This is a genomic window from Methylobacterium sp. 13MFTsu3.1M2, assembly GCF_900112625.1.
Lineage (GTDB): Bacteria > Pseudomonadota > Alphaproteobacteria > Rhizobiales > Beijerinckiaceae > Methylobacterium.
Window position 1 is genome coordinate 116803 of sequence record NZ_FOMM01000010.1, and the last position, 14966, is coordinate 131768.

At 73.2% G+C, this 14966-nt stretch carries 18 protein-coding genes; 14 read left to right on the forward strand and 4 right to left on the reverse strand.

Features of this window, described 5'->3' with window-relative positions; genetic code table 11:
* The first annotated feature begins 41 nt into the window (after nt 1-41).
* From BM314_RS11170 to BM314_RS11190, 5 genes are all read left to right on the forward strand, one after another.
* Nucleotides 42-1313, forward strand: coding sequence for an MFS transporter (locus tag BM314_RS11170; protein ID WP_091978171.1), 1272 nt, complete (start codon nt 42-44; stop codon nt 1311-1313).
* A 28-nt stretch (nt 1314-1341) separates the two neighbouring features.
* Nucleotides 1342-2103, forward strand: a complete 762-nt coding sequence (locus BM314_RS11175) for a 5-oxoprolinase subunit PxpA (protein WP_091978172.1) — start codon at nt 1342-1344, stop codon at nt 2101-2103.
* On the forward strand, nt 2100-2834 hold the full coding sequence (locus BM314_RS11180; protein ID WP_091978173.1) for a 5-oxoprolinase subunit B family protein: 735 nt from the start codon (nt 2100-2102) through the stop codon (nt 2832-2834). Before BM314_RS11175 ends, BM314_RS11180 begins: the two co-directional genes overlap by 4 nt.
* Nucleotides 2834-3850 carry a 5-oxoprolinase subunit C family protein gene (locus BM314_RS11185; protein ID WP_091978174.1) on the forward strand — a complete coding sequence of 339 codons (1017 nt, stop codon included), beginning with the start codon at nt 2834-2836 and terminating at the stop codon, nt 3848-3850. The genes BM314_RS11180 and BM314_RS11185 overlap by 1 nt, the downstream gene beginning before the upstream one ends.
* A 117-nt stretch (nt 3851-3967) precedes the next feature.
* The gene (locus tag BM314_RS11190; protein ID WP_091927157.1) at nt 3968-4756 is read left to right on the forward strand and encodes an aldolase; all 789 of its coding nucleotides are present in this window, start codon (nt 3968-3970) and stop codon (nt 4754-4756) included.
* 7 nt (nt 4757-4763) lie between these two features.
* On the opposite strand, the gene BM314_RS11195 is transcribed toward BM314_RS11190, so the two are convergent.
* Nucleotides 4764-6056, reverse strand: a complete 1293-nt coding sequence (locus tag BM314_RS11195) for a lytic murein transglycosylase (protein ID WP_091978175.1) — start codon at nt 6054-6056, stop codon at nt 4764-4766.
* Nucleotides 6057-6211: 155 nt separating this feature from the next.
* Between BM314_RS11195 and BM314_RS11200 the strand changes: the two genes are divergently transcribed.
* From BM314_RS11200 to BM314_RS11210, 3 genes are all read left to right on the forward strand, one after another.
* Nucleotides 6212-6706 carry an SRPBCC family protein gene (locus tag BM314_RS11200; protein WP_091978176.1) on the forward strand — a complete coding sequence of 165 codons (495 nt, stop codon included), beginning with the start codon at nt 6212-6214 and terminating at the stop codon, nt 6704-6706.
* 152 nt (nt 6707-6858) lie between these two features.
* Nucleotides 6859-8271, forward strand: a complete 1413-nt coding sequence (pyk, locus tag BM314_RS11205; protein ID WP_091978177.1) for a pyruvate kinase — start codon at nt 6859-6861, stop codon at nt 8269-8271.
* A 95-nt stretch (nt 8272-8366) separates the two neighbouring features.
* Complete coding sequence (locus BM314_RS11210) at nt 8367-8495, forward strand: hypothetical protein (RefSeq protein WP_012320301.1); 129 nt, start codon at nt 8367-8369, stop codon at nt 8493-8495.
* Between the two features lie 65 nt (nt 8496-8560).
* Here BM314_RS11210 and BM314_RS11215 read toward each other — a convergent pair whose 3' ends face one another.
* Nucleotides 8561-9748: a patatin-like phospholipase family protein gene (locus tag BM314_RS11215; RefSeq protein ID WP_170868085.1), complete on the reverse strand. Its 1188-nt coding sequence runs from the start codon at nt 9746-9748 to the stop codon at nt 8561-8563.
* A 512-nt stretch (nt 9749-10260) separates the two neighbouring features.
* Here BM314_RS11215 and BM314_RS11220 point away from each other — a divergent pair.
* A complete protein-coding gene (locus tag BM314_RS11220; protein ID WP_020093059.1) occupies nt 10261-10794 on the forward strand; it encodes a GcrA family cell cycle regulator in 534 nt (177 codons plus the stop codon).
* A gap of 12 nt (nt 10795-10806) precedes the next feature.
* Here the strand turns inward: BM314_RS11220 and BM314_RS11225 are convergent, their stop codons facing one another.
* Nucleotides 10807-11823 (reverse strand): TAXI family TRAP transporter solute-binding subunit, encoded by a 1017-nt coding sequence (locus BM314_RS11225; RefSeq protein ID WP_244539916.1) that lies wholly within the window; start codon nt 11821-11823, stop codon nt 10807-10809.
* Between the two features lie 212 nt (nt 11824-12035).
* Between BM314_RS11225 and cysK the strand changes: the two genes are divergently transcribed.
* The 5 genes from cysK to BM314_RS30565 all read left to right on the forward strand — a co-directional run bounded on the left by cysK (nt 12036) and on the right by BM314_RS30565 (nt 14566).
* On the forward strand, nt 12036-13010 hold the full coding sequence (gene cysK, locus BM314_RS11230; RefSeq protein ID WP_020093057.1) for a cysteine synthase A: 975 nt from the start codon (nt 12036-12038) through the stop codon (nt 13008-13010).
* Between the two features lie 322 nt (nt 13011-13332).
* Complete coding sequence (locus BM314_RS11235; protein ID WP_020093056.1) at nt 13333-13836, forward strand: hypothetical protein; 504 nt, start codon at nt 13333-13335, stop codon at nt 13834-13836.
* A gap of 81 nt (nt 13837-13917) precedes the next feature.
* Nucleotides 13918-14097, forward strand: a complete 180-nt coding sequence (locus BM314_RS11240; RefSeq protein ID WP_091978179.1) for a hypothetical protein — start codon at nt 13918-13920, stop codon at nt 14095-14097.
* Nucleotides 14097-14411, forward strand: a complete 315-nt coding sequence (locus BM314_RS11245; protein WP_091978180.1) for a hypothetical protein — start codon at nt 14097-14099, stop codon at nt 14409-14411. Before BM314_RS11240 ends, BM314_RS11245 begins: the two co-directional genes overlap by 1 nt.
* On the forward strand, nt 14408-14566 hold the full coding sequence (locus tag BM314_RS30565; protein ID WP_020093053.1) for a hypothetical protein: 159 nt from the start codon (nt 14408-14410) through the stop codon (nt 14564-14566). The genes BM314_RS11245 and BM314_RS30565 overlap by 4 nt, the downstream gene beginning before the upstream one ends.
* Before the next feature lie 50 nt (nt 14567-14616).
* Here BM314_RS30565 and BM314_RS11250 read toward each other — a convergent pair whose 3' ends face one another.
* Nucleotides 14617-14850: an RAG2 PHD domain containing protein gene (locus tag BM314_RS11250; protein ID WP_082558088.1), complete on the reverse strand. Its 234-nt coding sequence runs from the start codon at nt 14848-14850 to the stop codon at nt 14617-14619.
* Between the last annotated feature and the right edge of the window lie 116 nt (nt 14851-14966).

Genomic DNA, 14966 nt, shown 5'->3' on the forward strand with positions numbered 1-14966 from the left:
ATCCCGGCCGCGCGGCGGCCATTCCGCAAAGGAGTTGCGCCATGTGGGTGAAAGACACGAGTCCGGCGGAGCGCCGGGTCCTGGGCGCGGCCTTCGCGGGCTACGGCGTCGATGCGTTCGACTACATGATCTACACGTTCCTGATCCCGACCCTGGTCGTGGTCTGGGGCCTGACCAAGGTCGAGGCCGGCAACATCGCCACCGCCGCGCTGGTGACCTCGGCGATCGGCGGCTGGGCGGCCGGGATCCTCGCCGACCGCTACGGCCGGGTCGTCGTCCTGCAGGGCACCGTCGCGTGGTTCACCCTGTTCACGGTGCTCAGCGGCTTCACCCAGTCCTACGAGCAACTGCTCGTGACCCGCGCGCTGCAGGGCTTCGGCTTCGGCGGCGAGTGGTCGGTGGGCTCGGTGCTGATCGCCGAGACGATCCAGGCCCGCTACCGCGGCAAGGCGGTGGGGCTCGTCCAGTCGAGCTGGGCGGTCGGCTGGGCCTGCGCGGCGATCGCCTTCTGGGCCGTGTTCGCCCTGGCGGAGCCGGCGGTGGCGTGGCGGATCCTGTTCTGGCTCGGCGCCCTCCCCTCAATGCTGATCTTCTGGATCCGCCGCAACATCGAGGATCCCGAGGTCTACCGGCAGACCCGCGCCGCCATGCGGGACGTCGGCGATACCGGCAGCTTCCTCGACATCTTCTCCCGGCCGCTGATCGGCCGGACCGTGCTGGCGAGCCTGCTGGCGACCGGCATGCAGGGCGGCTACTACGCGGTGACCACGTGGCTCCCGACCTACCTGAAGACCGAGCGCAACCTCTCGGTCCTGAACACCAGCGGCTACCTGCTGATGCTGATCTTCGGGTCGTTCGTCGGGTACCTCACCAGCGCGTGGCTCTCCGACCGGATCGGGCGCCGCTTGGGCTTCGTCCTGTTCGGCTTCTGCGCCGGAATCCTCGTCCTGGCCTACACGCTGATCCCGATCACCGACCCGGTGATGCTGGTCCTCGGCTTCCCCCTCGGCTTCTTCCTCTCGGGCGTCTTCTCCGGGATGGGCGCCTTCCTGAGCGAGCTGTTCCCGAGCCGGATCCGCGGCTCCGCGCAGGGCTTCTGCTACAATTTTGGCCGCGCCACCGGCGCGATCTGCCCGGCCGTGGTTGGCCACCTCAGCGGCTCGCTGACACTCGGCATCGCCATCGGCGTCGTGGCGGCGGGCGCCTATTGCCTCGTGATCGTCGCGGCGCTTCTCTTGCCCGAGACGGCGGGCCGCGCGCTCGATTCTTGCAGCGCGGATCCGGCGGAGCCGGAACCCGTTGCGGCCCTATGAGACCCGATCGGCACGCGGAGCGGCGGCGATGACCAGCGTGGACCTGAATTCCGACCTAGGCGAGGGCTACGGCGCCTACGCCTGCGGCGACGACTCGGCGATCCTCGGGATCGTCACCTCGGCCAACGTCGCCTGCGGCCTCCACGCCGGCGACCCCGAGATCATGGCCCGGACCTTCGCGCTGGCGAAGGAGCGCGGCGTCGCCGTCGGCGCCCATCCGGGCTTCCCGGACCTCTGGGGCTTCGGGCGGCGGCGGATGCCCTACAGCCCCGCCGAGATCGAGCGGCTCGTCGCCTACCAGATCGGTGCCGCGCAGGCGCTCGCCGCCTATGCCGGCCACCGCATCACCTACGTGAAGGCGCACGGGGCGCTGGCCAACGTCGCCGCCGAGGAGCGGCCGGTGGCGGACGCCATCGCCCGCGCGGTTCGCGCGGTGGACCGGGAGCTCGCGCTGCTCGCCATCGCGCTGACCGCCCAGGTGCCGGCGGGCGAGGCCTGCGGCCTCGAGGTTCACCAGGAGATCTTCGCCGATCGCGGCTACACGCCGACCGGCCTCTTGATCCCCCGCAGCCAGCCCGGCGCGATGATCACCGATGCCGGCGAGGCGGCCGACCGCGTCCTGCGCATGGTCGAGGCGGGCGCGATCCTCACGGCCGACGGTCAAACGCTGCCGACGCCGATCCGCTCGATCTGCGTCCACGGCGATTCGGACCACGCCGTCGCCACGGCGCGGGCGGTGCGGACCCGGCTGGAGGGCGCGGGCGTCACGCTGGCGCCGTTCCGGCCGTGAGCGCGGCGCTGGACGAGCCCCGGCTCCTCGACGCGGGCGAGGCGGCCCTCGTGGTCGAGTTCGGCAGCACCGTCGACCCGGCGATCAGCGACCGGGTCCTGGCCCTCGACGACGCCCTCGGGGCGGACCCGCCGGAGGGGCTGCGGGAGCGCGTGCCGACCTACCGCTCCCTGATGCTGCACTACGACCCGCTGGTGCTCGACCGCGAGACGCTCGCCGAGCGGGTCCGGGCGCTGGTCGCCGGCGCGACCGCGCGCGCGGCGAGCCCGATACTCTGGACGCTGCCCTGCTGCTACGACGCCCCCCACGGGGAGGACGTCGCGCAGGTCGCCGAGCGGAGCGGCCTGAGCCCGGAGAATGTGGTGTCGACCCACGCGGCCACGACCTTCCGGGTCTACATGTACGGCTTCGCGCCGGGCTTCGCCTATCTCGGCGGCCTGCCGCAGCCCCTGGCGGTGCCCCGGCGGCCGAGCCCGCGGCCGCCGCACCCGCGCAACGCGATCATGATCGGCGGCGGCCTCGCCGCGGTGGCGACCGTGCCGATGCCGACCGGCTGGTACGTGATCGGCGCGACGCCGTCCCGCCTCTACGCGCCGGAGCGCGACCCGAGCTTCTTCGTCGGCGCCGGCGACCTGATCCGCTTCGAGCCCGTGGATGCCGCGACCTTCGACGCCCTCACGGCGCGCGAGGCGGCGGGCGAGCCGGTGGCCCGCCGCGGGGAGGCGCGCTGATGCCCGCCCTCGTCATCGACTCCGCCGGGCCCGGCATCACCCTGCAGGACGGGGGCCGGCACGGCTACCTGCGCTACGGCATCACGGCCGCGGGCCCGATGGACCCGCTGATGCACGCCGCCGCCAACCGGGCGGCGTCGAACGCCCTCGACGCCACCGCCATCGAGATCTCCACGGGCGGCATCACCGTCTCGGCGCAGGACGGCGCCGTCGGGCTCGCCCTGCTGGCACCGGGCTTCCGCATCGCGCTGGACGGCGTGCCCCTGCCCGACACGGTCGCGCTCGCCCTGGAGCCCGGCCAGACCCTCGTCGTGCGGGCCGGCGATGCCGGCGCCTGGGGCTACCTCGCGGTCGCCGGGCGGCTCGACGTGGCGCCGGTCCTCGGCTCGGCGGCGACCCATACCCGCTCGGGGCTCGGCGGCCTCGACGGGCGCGGCCTCGCCGCGGGCGACCGCCTCCCCGTCGCCGAGGGCCGGACGGCGGACGGAGCGCCGCAGCGTCTCGTCGCGCCCTGGCTCGACCGGGACGGCCGGGAGATCCGGGTCGTGCTGGGCCCGCAGGACGATTACTTCGCGCCCGACCAGATCGAGGCCTTCCTGGCCGGTCCCTGGACGGTCTCGCCGCGGGGCGACCGGATGGCCTGCTTCGTCGACGGCACGCCGCTGAGGCACGCCAAGGGGCACGACATCGTCTCCGACGGCGTCGCCATGGGGGCAATCCAGGTGCCCGGCAACGGCCTGCCGATCATCCTGATGGCCGACCGGCAATCCACCGGCGGCTACCCGAAGATCGCCACGGTCATCGGGCCCGATCTCGGGCGGCTGGCGCAGGTCCGGGGCGGGGCGAGCCTGTCGTTCCGGCGCGTCACGGTGGCGGAGGCGGTCGCGGCGCGCCGCGCCGAGCGCGATCTCCTGCGCGAGGCGATCCCGCGCGAGCCGGTCATCCGCACGGATTTCGCGTCGGATTTTCTGCTCGGCCTCAACCTCGTCGGCGGCGTCACGGACGGCCGCGCCTGAGCGCTTGGTACCTGAGCGCTTGATACCTGAGCGCTTGGCGCCTGAGCGCGAGCGTCTAGAGTGCGGCCCCGGCCGGTCTGCCCGGCCCGATCCGAAGTCACAGGAAAGCCCGCACGCATGGCGCACGCCGTTACCGCCCCGGGGACTCCGCCGGCCCGCAGCAACGAGCCCCTGAACGCCGACAGCGTGCGCCGCGCCCGGATCGACCTCGCCGCCTGCCTGCGCTGGGCCGCGCGCAACGGCCTGGAAGAGGGCATCTGCAACCACTTCTCGGCGGTGCTGCCGGAGCGGCCCGACCTGTTCCTGGTCAATCCCTACGGCCTCGCCTTCGCGGAGGTCACCGCGTCGAGCCTGCTGCTCTGCGACTTCCACGGCAACGTCCTCGAGGGCGACGGCCAGCCGGAGGCCACCGCCTTCCACATCCACGCCGAGCTGCACCGGCTGAAGCCCCGCGCCCGGGCCGCGTTCCACACCCACATGCCCTATTCCACGGCCCTGGCCATGCTGGAGGGCGAGCCCCTGATGTGGGCGGGCCAGACGGCGCTGCGCTTCTACGGCCGGATCGCCGTGGACGAGGATTACAACGGTCTCGCGCTCGATTCGTCCGAGGGCCGGCGGATCGCCGAGAGCGCCGGCGAGGCGGACGTCGTGTTCCTGAAGAACCACGGCGTGATGGTGCTGGGCGAGACGATCGCGGAGGCCTGGGACGACCTCTACTACCTGGAGCGCGCCGCGCAGGCGCAGGTCCTGGCCATGAGCACGGGGCGCGCGCTCAAGCCCGTGCCCGAGGCGATCGTGCAGCGCGTGGCGGCCCAGGAGGCGGCCGGGCGCGCCGAGAGCGCCCGCCTCCACCTGGAGAGCGTCAAGCGGGTGCTCGCCCGGGACGAGCCCGCCTTCCTGGCGTGAGCGCCCGTCAGGGCGCGGCCCGGACCCGGTCCAGCAGCGCGGCGTCGGCGTAGCCGTCCGGCGGCAGGCCGACCGACCCCTGGAAGGCGCGCAGCGCCGCCCGCGTCTTCGGGCCGATCTTGCCGTCGACCCCGCCGGTGGCGAAGCCGCGCTCCGTCAGGCGGGTCTGCAGGTCGCGCCGCTCGTCGCCGGTGAGGGGCCGGTCGCCCCGCGGCCAGTCGTGCACCAGGCCCGGGTCGCCGCGCAGGCGGTCCGACAGGAGCGCGACGGTCAGCGCGTAGGACAGCGCCGTGTTGTAGCGGAGGATCACCGCGAAGTTCGGCTGCAGCAGGAAGGCGGGGCCGCGGATCCCGGCGGGCAGGATCAGGGTCGCCTCGGCCGTGTCCGGCAGGGCGCGGTCGCGGGCGGGTCTCACGCCGAGCGCCCGCCACGCCGCGACGGTGCGGACCGTCGTCTCGTCGGCGAGCGCCGCGTCGAAGGTCTCGGGCAGCACCGCCTCGGCGCCCCAGCCCGCGCCGGGCTTCCAGCCGTGGCTGCGCAGGTAGTTCGCCGTCGACGCGAGGGCGTCCGGCACCGAGGTCCAGATGTCGCGCCGGCCGTCGCCGTCGAAATCGACCGCCTCGCGCTGGTAGACGCTGGGCATGAACTGCGTGTGCCCCATGGCGCCGGCCCAGGACCCGGTCAGCCCCGCTTGCATCCGGTCGAGGGGCGCCTGGTTCCAGGCCAGGATCTGGAGCGCCGCCGCCAGCTCGTCGCGCCAGTACGTCGCCCGGGCGGGATCGCTGCAGCCGAGCGTCGCGAGCGAGCGGACGACCGGCTTCACCACCGCCGGGTTGTCGAGCACGGCGCCGTAGCTCGACTCGACGCCCCAGAACGCCACCAGGATGTGGCGGTCGACCCCGTACCTGGCCTCGATGGCGGCGAGCGTGTCGGCGTGCTCGGCGAGCTTGCGCAGACCGGCCTCGACGCGGGCCGGCGTGACGCTGGCCTCGATGTAGTCCCAGATCGGACGGACGAACTCGCCCTGGCTCTGGGTCGCGGCGACCACGTCCGGGTCGGGGGTGAGCGCGGCGAGCTGCGCCTCGGCGAGGCCCTGCGGCACGGCGCGGGCCGTGACCCAGGCGATCAGGTCGGCCCGGCAGGCCTCGAAGGCCTGCGGCGCGGCCGGCGGCGACGGGTCCGGCCCCGCGGCGAGCGCCGGCATGGCCGTGCCGATGACGAGCGCGGCGCCGGTCGCCAGGACCGCGCGCGCGGCGCCGCTCCGGGTCGCGGGCCGCTTCGGCGCGGCGCGATCGTCCATGGGCATCTCCGGTGATCCTGACGGGCGCGGCGTAGCATACCGCGCCGTCAGCGACACCTTCGAGACGCGGTCCGTCGCGGCCCCGGGGCTCGCCGCGGCCCGGCGGCGCCCCAAGTCGCGTCACATCAGCCCGGCGGCCCGGAGACCGACCCGTGATGCATCCCGCTTCCCTGACGGCGATCGGCGCGGCCGTCCTGGCCGCCGGACCGGCCAGCGCCCTGGAGGTCACCCGCAGCCGCGACATCCCGGCTCCGCCGGCCGCGGTCTGGGCGCTGGTCGGCGATTTCTGCGCGATCCAGAACTGGCACCCGCAGGTCCAGCGCTGCATCCTGTCGGGCGAGGACGAGGATGACGGCATCCGCGCGCAGATCCGCGGCCTCGTGGTGAAGGGCGGCAAGGGCACGATCGCCGAGGTCGAGACCGCGCGCGACGAGACCGGCATGAGCTACAGCTACAGCTTCATCCAGGGGCCCCTGCCGGTGCGCGCCTACAACGCGACGCTGGCGGTCCGTCGCGACGGCGCGGGCTCCACGGTGATCTGGAGCGCGACCTTCGACGCCGAGGGCATGAGCGATGCCGACGCCGTGGCCGACATCACGGACGTGTTCGACGCCGGGCTTGCCGGGATCGCCCGGGAGGCGGCCAGATAGCCCCCCGCCGAATCGGCCCGCCGCGCGAAAAATCGCCCGCCGGGCGCCGCGAGGCCTCGCCGCGGGGCCGTCGCGGACCGATGTGAGCGCCGTCGGCGCGAGCGAGCGCCCGGCTCGATTCCCAGAGGCAGCCTCAGGAGGCCGAGACCCGCATGCGCCGTCACCGCCACGCCAAGATCGTCGCCACCGTCGGTCCCGCCAGCTCCGCCCCGGACCAGCTCCGCGCCCTGTTCCTCGCCGGCGTCGACACGTTCCGGCTCAATTTCAGCCACGGCCTCCAGGCGGATCACGCCAAGGTCCACGCGGCCATCCGCGCCCTCGAGAAGGAAGTCGGCCGGCCGATCGGCATCCTGCAGGATCTCCAGGGGCCGAAGATCCGCATCGGCACGCTCCAGGGCGGCCGGCTCGATCTCCAGGCCGGCGAGACGGTGCGCTTCGTCCTCGAGGGCGCCGACGGCGACAAGCAGGCGATCCCGCTGCACCACCCGGAGATCTTCGACGCCGTCGTGCCGGGCCAGGAACTCCTCATCGACGACGGGCGGGTTCGGGTGCGGGTCACCGGGCCCGAGCGGACCTCCATCACCGCCGAGGTCGTCACCGGCGGGCCGATCTCGAACCGCAAGGGCGTGAACCTGCCGGGCACGCTGCTGGACCTGTCGCCGCTGACCGAGAAGGACCGGGCGGACCTCGCCTTCGGGCTCGACCTCGGCGTCGACTGGGTCGCCCTGTCGTTCGTCCAGAAGCCGTCCGACGTCATCGAGGCGCGGGGGATCATCGGCGACCGCGCCGGCATCATGTCGAAGATCGAGAAGCCCCAGGCGCTGGAGCGGATCGCCGACATCATCCGGCTCTCCGACGCCGTGATGGTCGCCCGCGGCGATCTCGGCGTCGAGATCCCGCACGAGGACGTGCCGGGGCGGCAGAAGGAGCTGATCCGGGCCTGCCGGCTCGCCGTGAAGCCCGTCGTGGTGGCGACCCAGATGCTCGACTCGATGGTCAATGCGCCCGCGCCCACCCGGGCGGAGGCGTCGGACGTCGCCACCGCCATCTACGACGGCGCCGACGCCGTGATGCTCTCGGCGGAATCCGCGACCGGCCGCTACCCGGTCGAGGCGGTGGCGATGATGGACCGGATCATCCGGAGCGTGGAGGGCCACAAGCTCTATCACTCGATCGTCGCGGCCTCGGAGCCGGGCGAGGAGGAGACGCCGCCCCACGCCGTGGCCACCGCCACGGCCGACCTCGCCGAGGCGGTGCGCGCCGCGGCCATCGTCGCCTACACGGCGAGCGGGACGACGGCCGCGCGGGTCGCGCGCAAGCGGCCCGCGGCCTCGATCCTGGCCCTGACCCCCAACGTCGCGACCTCGCGGCGGCTGAGCCTGCTCTGGGGGGCGCACAGCGTCCTGACGGAGGACGTCGACAGCTACGAGGAGATGACCTCGAAGGCCTGCCACCACGCCCAGGACGAGGGCTTCGCGCGGCCGAACGACGTCATCGTGGTCACCGCCGGCATCCCGTTCCACACGGCGGGCAACACCAACAACATCCGCCTGATGCAGGTCTGAGGCGCCCGATCGGGCGCCGGGCTGGAACGCGGCCCGCGCCTGACCCGTTGTTGGGGAAGCTGCGCCATTTGGGCGCGATACCGGAGGGCCGACCCATGAACCTGATCGGACGCATCGTCACCAAGATCCTCGGCAACGAGAACCGCCCCGTCGACCGGGACGACCGGAACGCCAGCACGGCGACGCCGCTCGGCCGCCTCGTGACGAAGATCCTGGGCAAGTAGGCGCGTCGTCCGCCCGCGCCATTCGCCGCGCGCCCGAGCCGGGCGCGCGGCGGACCGTTAGGCGGTCAGTTCGCGACGGCGCTGGCGGTCGCCTTGAGCACCGGCGCCGCCGGGATCGAGTGCTGCCAGAAGGTGCCGGTCCGGCCCTTCTCGTAACCGGCGTCGTACAGGGCCCGCATGTAGGCGGTGTCGAAGCCCTTTGCGGCGGACGCCTTGGGGCCGTTCTCGTCGATGTAGGTGAGATTGAAGCCGATGCCGTTGGTGCGGGCCAGCGCGTAGGTCGCCGTCAGCGTCGCGCGGGAGCGGGCGCGGCTCGCGGTGGTGAAGGAGCGCTCGACGATCGAGAGCGTGTTGTCCTTCGTCACCTCGAATTCCGGCTCCAGGCGGCCGTTGATCACCACGTAGATCTCGGCCTTGCCGCCGGTGCGGATTCGCCCGTCGCGCAGCAGCAGGGTCTGCGGCAGGGTGAAGACGGGGGTCACCACCGAGCCGTCGACATGCATCTCCTGGAAGCGCGCGTCGCCGGCCGAGACGTCGATGAACTGGGGCGGGAACACCGCCGGGATGCTGGCCGAGGCCGCCAGCACGTCGCGGAACAGCTGGCGGGCGTTGGGCACCCCGCTCGCCGCGATGGCGCCCATGTTCCAGATCACCGCGCGCTGGGAATCGAGGTTCGTCGTGACGACCAGCAGGCGCCGGCCCTTCGCGTGCTCCTCGGCCACGGCCTTGAGGAGGTCGTCCGTGACGTAGCGGTCGATGAGGTTGCGCAGGCGCCCGTCGCCGAACAGGCCCGAGCCGAACAGCACGTTGGCCAGGTTCGGCGAGGCCACCAGCTCGCTGGCGACGCCGCTCGTGTAGAACTCGGTCAGGTAGGGGTCGTAGGCCGGGCCCAGGAAGGCGAAGGGCGCGATCAGCGCGCCCGTCGAGACGCCGGAGACCAGGGTGAATTCGGGCCGCTTGCCGGACGCCGTCCAGCCGTTGAGCACGCCCGCCCCGTAGGCGCCGTCGCCGCCGCCGCCCGACAGGGCCAGGTAGGTGAAGCCCTTGAGGCGCCGCTCCGGATTGGCGGCGAGCGCCGCGATCGTGTCCACCGACGCGTCCGCGAAGACGCGCGCGCCGGGGATGCCCGGCACGGTGGCGAAGGCCGCCTGCTCGGCACTGTAGGGGGTCCGCGGAACGCTGCCGCAGGCCGCGACCTGACCCGCCAGCCCGAACGCCATCGCCATGCGCAGGCTGACCTGACGAACACCCATCGTCACTTCCTCGAACCGCGAAACGCGCCCACTCTGCCACACGGAACGAGCTTGGCCGTATCGCCTGTTCCGTCTTAGCCGGCTTCGGAGGAACGATAAGGCCGCGCTGTTGCGGTGGGGTCACGATCCCACGCGATCGGGGCGCAAGCGTGGCCGCTGCGGCCGGCGGCCCGGACGGTGCGGCGCCGTACCGGTCACCGGCGGGACTGCGCCGGGGCCGCGCAGGATCGCGCCGGACACGGCCGACCCGGGCCGGCCTGGGTCATTGCCGGTGGACAGGCGTCGCGGCGGCCCGTGCCCGGCGACCGCCCGCCCTTGCAACGTTCGCGAGCGCCGCGCTAGGGTTCCCCCGTGGCCTGGCGAGACAGGGTGTCGCACGCGATGCGGCAGCCGGTGCGCGGGGGCGCGGTCTGCGCGGCGACACGGTCGGCCGGGATAACGGCTCCTGTCTGCCTGGAAGACGCGGACTGGCCTTCGGGAACGCGGCCGAGCCGCAGGGGGCGGAGGGGATGATGGAAGCGGGTCTCGGCTGGACGGACGATCGCGTGGCGCTGCTGCGCCGCCTGTGGGAAGACGGGCAGAGCGCCAGCAAGATCGCGGCGCAACTCGGCGGCGTCACCCGCAACGCGGTGATCGGCAAGGTCCACCGCCTCGGTCTGGCCGGTCGCGCCCGCGGCGGCGAGGAAGCCGCCACCGCCGTCCCGCCGTCGAAGACGGTCGAGATCGAGACCGCCATCGCGGTGGTCGAGACGCAGGCGCCCGAGCCGGTCGCGATCCTGGCCCACCGTCCGGCCCCGGACTTCCCGGCGCCCGCGCCGGCCGCGGCGCCCGCGCCCGTGGCCCTCGCGGTGTCGGAGCGCGTCACCATCATGGACCTCCGGGAATCCATGTGCCGCTGGCCCCTCGGCGACCCGACGACGCCGGAATTCCGCTTCTGCGGCGCCCGCTCCATCACCGGCCTGCCGTACTGCACCCACCACGCCGAGATCGCCTACCAGCCCGCCGCCGAGCGGAAGCGCGATCGCCGGGTCGCCTCGTTCCGCTGAGCCCCCACGGCGTCAGCGCAGCGTGACGCCGGCTTCGCGCAGGACGCGGGCGGTGCCTGGATTGACCTGGTCCGCCGGGACGAGGCCGACGAGGTTCCTCGGCTGCGCTTCGGTGAGATCCGTCCGCGCCAGCGCCCGGACGATCCGGTAGGCCGTCTCCTCGTCGAGGCCGGGCCGCGCGATCACGAAGCTCCAGGACCCCACCGTCGCGATCGGCTCCGCCTGCCCGGCGAAGCTGCCGGCCGGAACCGTGAGGCGCCGCGTCGCCGCGCCGGGCTGCGCGAGGCGCGCGATGGCCGCCTCGGACGGTCCGAAGAAGCGGGCCCCGCCCGGATCCGCGGCCAGCGCGTGGAAGCCCGGCCAATCGAGGCCGCCGCCCCAGAGCGCGTCGGCGCGGCCCTCCCGCACCAGGGCCGGGCCGTCGCCGGCCCGGTCGAGGAGGATCGGACTGATGTCGCGCTCGGGATCGAGGCCCGAGGCGCCGAGGACGCTGCGGCCCATGACGGTCAGCCCGGACTTGTGCGTGCCGAGCACGACCCTGCGCCCGCGCAGGTCCGCCACCGAGCGGATCGCGCTGGTCGCCGGCACCACGAACAGGCCCGGCGTCGGGTACATCGGCGCCAGGACGGTCAGGCTGCCGCCCTCGGCGAGGGCCGGGTAGGCGTACTCGCCCTGCACGAGGCCGAGATCGACGCGGCCGGCGCGGAGGAGGCCGACATTCTCGGACGACCCGCCGGTGGCGCGCCGCTCGACGGTCAGGGCCGGGTCCGCGGCCGCGACCGCGCCGGCGAAGGCCTCCCCGAAGGCCGGGAAGCCGCCGCCCGGCGTCGCGGTGGCGAGCACGACGCGGAGCGCCTCGGCGGCCTGCGCCGGCCGCGCCAGGACCAGCCCGAGGCCCGCCAGAAGAGCGGCCCGACGAGTCGGCCGAAGGGTGAGGTCCCGTCCGCCCGTCGGGCAGGAGGGCTGGGCAGCGCCGGCCGCGGCCGGACGGGCTGGAGAATAGAATTCCATCAGGAACGGGCCGCTCAATAAAGGTCTTCCACCCCGCCGCGAAAGTTCGCCCAATTCCGGAAAGAACTTTCGGCAACGGCACTTAGCCCGATTGCTCCGGCCGCGGCAACGCGATATCGCAGCCTCCCGTCCGGGCCGGTCAAGCCTCCCCACGCGAGGGCGATCCCTTGGCGGGGCCTCTCCCGGATACGACATCTGTCCGATCCGTCACCACGAGCAGGAGTTCCGCGATGGCCGATACCCTCAACGCACCGGCGAAGGTCGGCCACGGCCGTGTCTACGGCTCGATCACCGAGACGATCGGCAACACCCCTCTGGTGCGCCTGAACCGGCTGCCCAAGGAGCACGGCGTCGACGCCGAGATTCTGCTGAAGCTCGAGTTCTTCAACCCGATCGCGAGCGTGAAGGACCGCATCGGCGTCAACATGATCGACGCCCTGGAGGCCTCCGGGAAGCTCCAGCCCGGCGGCACGCTGGTCGAGCCGACCTCGGGCAACACCGGCATCGCCCTCGCCTTCACGGCGGCGGCCCGCGGCTACCGGCTCATCCTGGTGATGCCCGAGACGATGTCGCTGGAGCGGCGCAAGATGCTCGCCTTCCTGGGTGCAGAACTGGCGCTCACGCCGGGCGCGCAGGGCATGAAGGGCGCGATCGCCAAGGCCGAGGAGCTCCTGAAGGAGATCCCGGGCTCGGTCATGCCGCAGCAATTCTCCAACCCGGCCAACCCGGAGATCCACCGGAAGACCACCGCCGAGGAGATCTGGAGCGACACGGGCGGCCAGCTCGACGCGTTCGTGGCCGGCGTCGGCACCGGCGGCACCGTGACGGGCGTCGGCGAGGTGCTGAAGCCGCGCCTGCCGAACCTGAAGGTCTTCGCGGTGGAGCCGGAGGACAGCCCGGTGATCTCCGGCGGCCAGCCCGGCCCGCACAAGATCCAGGGCATCGGCGCCGGGTTCATCCCCGACAACCTGCACACGAGCATCCTCGACGGCGTCCTGAAGGTCACCAACCAGGCGGCGTTCGAGACCTCCCGGGCGCTCGCCCGGCTGGAGGGCATCCCCGGCGGCATCTCCACCGGCGGCAACGTCGCGGCGGCGCTGGAGCTGGCCAAGCGCCCCGAGTTCCAGGGCAAGCGGATCGTGACGGTCGCCTGCTCGTTCGCCGAGCGCTACATCTCCTCGGCGCTGTTCGACGGGATCGGCTGAACCGGCCATCGGAGCGGCCTTCGGGCCGCTCCCCTACGGAGCACCGATCGAATCGCACCGGGGCGGATCGCGGCGATGTGGATCCGCGCGCGCTTCCGGTCCGCCGGGGACGGACACGATCGTCGCGACCCACGGAATTTTTCATTTTATCACAGTCATACAATTATTTTTCCTTGATCAGTATCTGTCTCTTTTAAAATTTATTCGCAGCACAATACTGAGTTTTGGGCGAAAATTTCGGATCAACACTGCGATCTCCCGTGCCTGGACGCCAGAAAAACTCTCCGCTAACGCCGATCGGCGAACGGACAGCGATTCTCTCATGCGCGGCCTCCTGCTTCTCGTGTTCGGCCTCTGGGCTCAGTCGGCGATGGCCCTGGGCTTCGCGGTCCACGACCTGACCGGGCTGGCCGAGGCCGCCAGACTGGCGCTGGGACCGGCAGCCACCGCGCAGGCGGAGGCCCAACGTCTCGGCCTGCACTGCGCCGCCTGCGCGGGCACCCCGGCGATCGAGCTGCGGATCGGGCGCCTGACGGACGGGACCGAGGCCCGGGTCCGCTCCGGCAGGACGACCCTCGCGGCGCTCGAGGCGCTCTGCGTGCGGCGCAATCCGGATTGCCGGCTCTCGGCCCTGCCCGCCGGCCCGGCGATCGGCTGGTTGAGCGTGTACGCGCTGGACGGCGGCGCGGGTGCCACCGCGGTCATCCTCCGGGACGGCGATCTGCTGACGATCGAGGCCCGGGCGTCGGATCGCGGGGCCGCGGAGGATGCGGCGCGGCGCCTCATGCAGGCCGTCCTGCCCCGGATCGTCGGGCCGGAGACCTGAACCGACCGCCTCCGGTCGCCCAGTTCGCGCAACCCTCCCCGGCCGCCTCCGTTGTCCCCCGAAGAGGCAGAGAGGCGAGCCATGACAGACCAGACCGGACGACCCGCGCGGGAGGGTGCCGAGGCCGCGGTGGCCAACGAGACCGAGACGTCGCGCGAGAAGCTCGGCCAGATGGAGGACAAGGCGCGGTCCGACACGGATCTCGGCGAGGCGATCGACCGCGCCACCGCCGCCGTCGGCCAGGACGACGGGAAGCGCTGATGGTCAGGCCGACGAGCGAATCCGGCACAGTCACCCGCAAGCCCGACGACAAGGTCGGTTCGCGCGGGAGCCCGCCCGCCGGGCGCGGCCATCAGACGGCCGATCAGGCGGCGATCACCGACATGGGCTCCGGCGAGGCGCCGCGGACCGAACCGAAGGAGGGATGGGGCGCGGCCGGAGAGCCCGGGCGCGCGCCGCCGGCGGTCGGCGGCTCCTCGGGCGGCCACTCGGACCAGAAGGCCTCGCGGGGTCCGGCCGCCGACACGAAGGTCGCGGGCGGGCACTACCGGGCGGAGCGGGAGAATCGGGAATGACCGAGCGTCGCGAGACCGGCGCGCAGCCGGACAAGCCGAAGAACGTCGCCCCCGACGCGGTCAAGGACCCGAACGAGAAGACGGAGGGCAAGCCCGGCCAGGGGACGCCCGCCGGCGGAACGCAGAACGACGAGACCGATCCCGGGGGCAGCTGACGCGACCGGGATGCCGCCGCGGCGGCATCCCCCGCGCGGCGGCGCGCGGCTCAGGAGAGACGGAAGGGGATCGGCCCGGAAGCCAGCGGGACGTCGCCGGGACGGCAGCCGGTCTCGACGCAGGCGTAGCGGATCGCGTCCTGGCGGCTGCGGAAGATGCCTCCGGCACGCCCACCGGTCTCGACGGCGACCCAGTGACCCTCGCCGTCCTGGCCGACGAGGTATGAGGGCGGCGCGGCGGCGGCCTGCGCGAGCGACGGAAGCGGGTTCAGCGCGACGGGCATCGGTGTCACGGGGTTCACGCGGGCCTCTCGGGTCCGCCCCATCGAAGTATTGCCCCCAGCATAAGGGTTCGATGGGTCCGAGAGCGGCCAGGAATAAGGGCCACATCAGCAACCGG

What these genes read in the sequence shown, in the direction of transcription:
- BM314_RS11250 (WP_082558088.1), bottom strand. Translation starts at nt 14,850, where the DNA reads ATGCCCGTCGCGCTGAACCCGCTTCCGTCGCTCGCGCAGGCCGCCGCC.
- BM314_RS11240 (WP_091978179.1), top strand. Translation starts at nt 13,918, where the DNA reads ATGACAGACCAGACCGGACGACCCGCGCGGGAGGGTGCCGAGGCCGCG.
- BM314_RS11210 (WP_012320301.1), top strand. Translation starts at nt 8,367, where the DNA reads ATGAACCTGATCGGACGCATCGTCACCAAGATCCTCGGCAACGAGAAC.
- BM314_RS11235 (WP_020093056.1), top strand. Translation starts at nt 13,333, where the DNA reads ATGCGCGGCCTCCTGCTTCTCGTGTTCGGCCTCTGGGCTCAGTCGGCG.
- BM314_RS11200 (WP_091978176.1), top strand. Translation starts at nt 6,212, where the DNA reads ATGCATCCCGCTTCCCTGACGGCGATCGGCGCGGCCGTCCTGGCCGCC.
- BM314_RS11185 (WP_091978174.1), top strand. Translation starts at nt 2,834, where the DNA reads ATGCCCGCCCTCGTCATCGACTCCGCCGGGCCCGGCATCACCCTGCAG.
- cysK (WP_020093057.1), top strand. Translation starts at nt 12,036, where the DNA reads ATGGCCGATACCCTCAACGCACCGGCGAAGGTCGGCCACGGCCGTGTC.
- BM314_RS30565 (WP_020093053.1), top strand. Translation starts at nt 14,408, where the DNA reads ATGACCGAGCGTCGCGAGACCGGCGCGCAGCCGGACAAGCCGAAGAAC.
- BM314_RS11170 (WP_091978171.1), top strand. Translation starts at nt 42, where the DNA reads ATGTGGGTGAAAGACACGAGTCCGGCGGAGCGCCGGGTCCTGGGCGCG.
- BM314_RS11215 (WP_170868085.1), bottom strand. Translation starts at nt 9,748, where the DNA reads ATGGGTGTTCGTCAGGTCAGCCTGCGCATGGCGATGGCGTTCGGGCTG.
- BM314_RS11245 (WP_091978180.1), top strand. Translation starts at nt 14,097, where the DNA reads ATGGTCAGGCCGACGAGCGAATCCGGCACAGTCACCCGCAAGCCCGAC.
- BM314_RS11195 (WP_091978175.1), bottom strand. Translation starts at nt 6,056, where the DNA reads ATGGACGATCGCGCCGCGCCGAAGCGGCCCGCGACCCGGAGCGGCGCC.
- pyk (WP_091978177.1), top strand. Translation starts at nt 6,859, where the DNA reads ATGCGCCGTCACCGCCACGCCAAGATCGTCGCCACCGTCGGTCCCGCC.
- BM314_RS11190 (WP_091927157.1), top strand. Translation starts at nt 3,968, where the DNA reads ATGGCGCACGCCGTTACCGCCCCGGGGACTCCGCCGGCCCGCAGCAAC.
- BM314_RS11220 (WP_020093059.1), top strand. Translation starts at nt 10,261, where the DNA reads ATGGAAGCGGGTCTCGGCTGGACGGACGATCGCGTGGCGCTGCTGCGC.
- BM314_RS11175 (WP_091978172.1), top strand. Translation starts at nt 1,342, where the DNA reads ATGACCAGCGTGGACCTGAATTCCGACCTAGGCGAGGGCTACGGCGCC.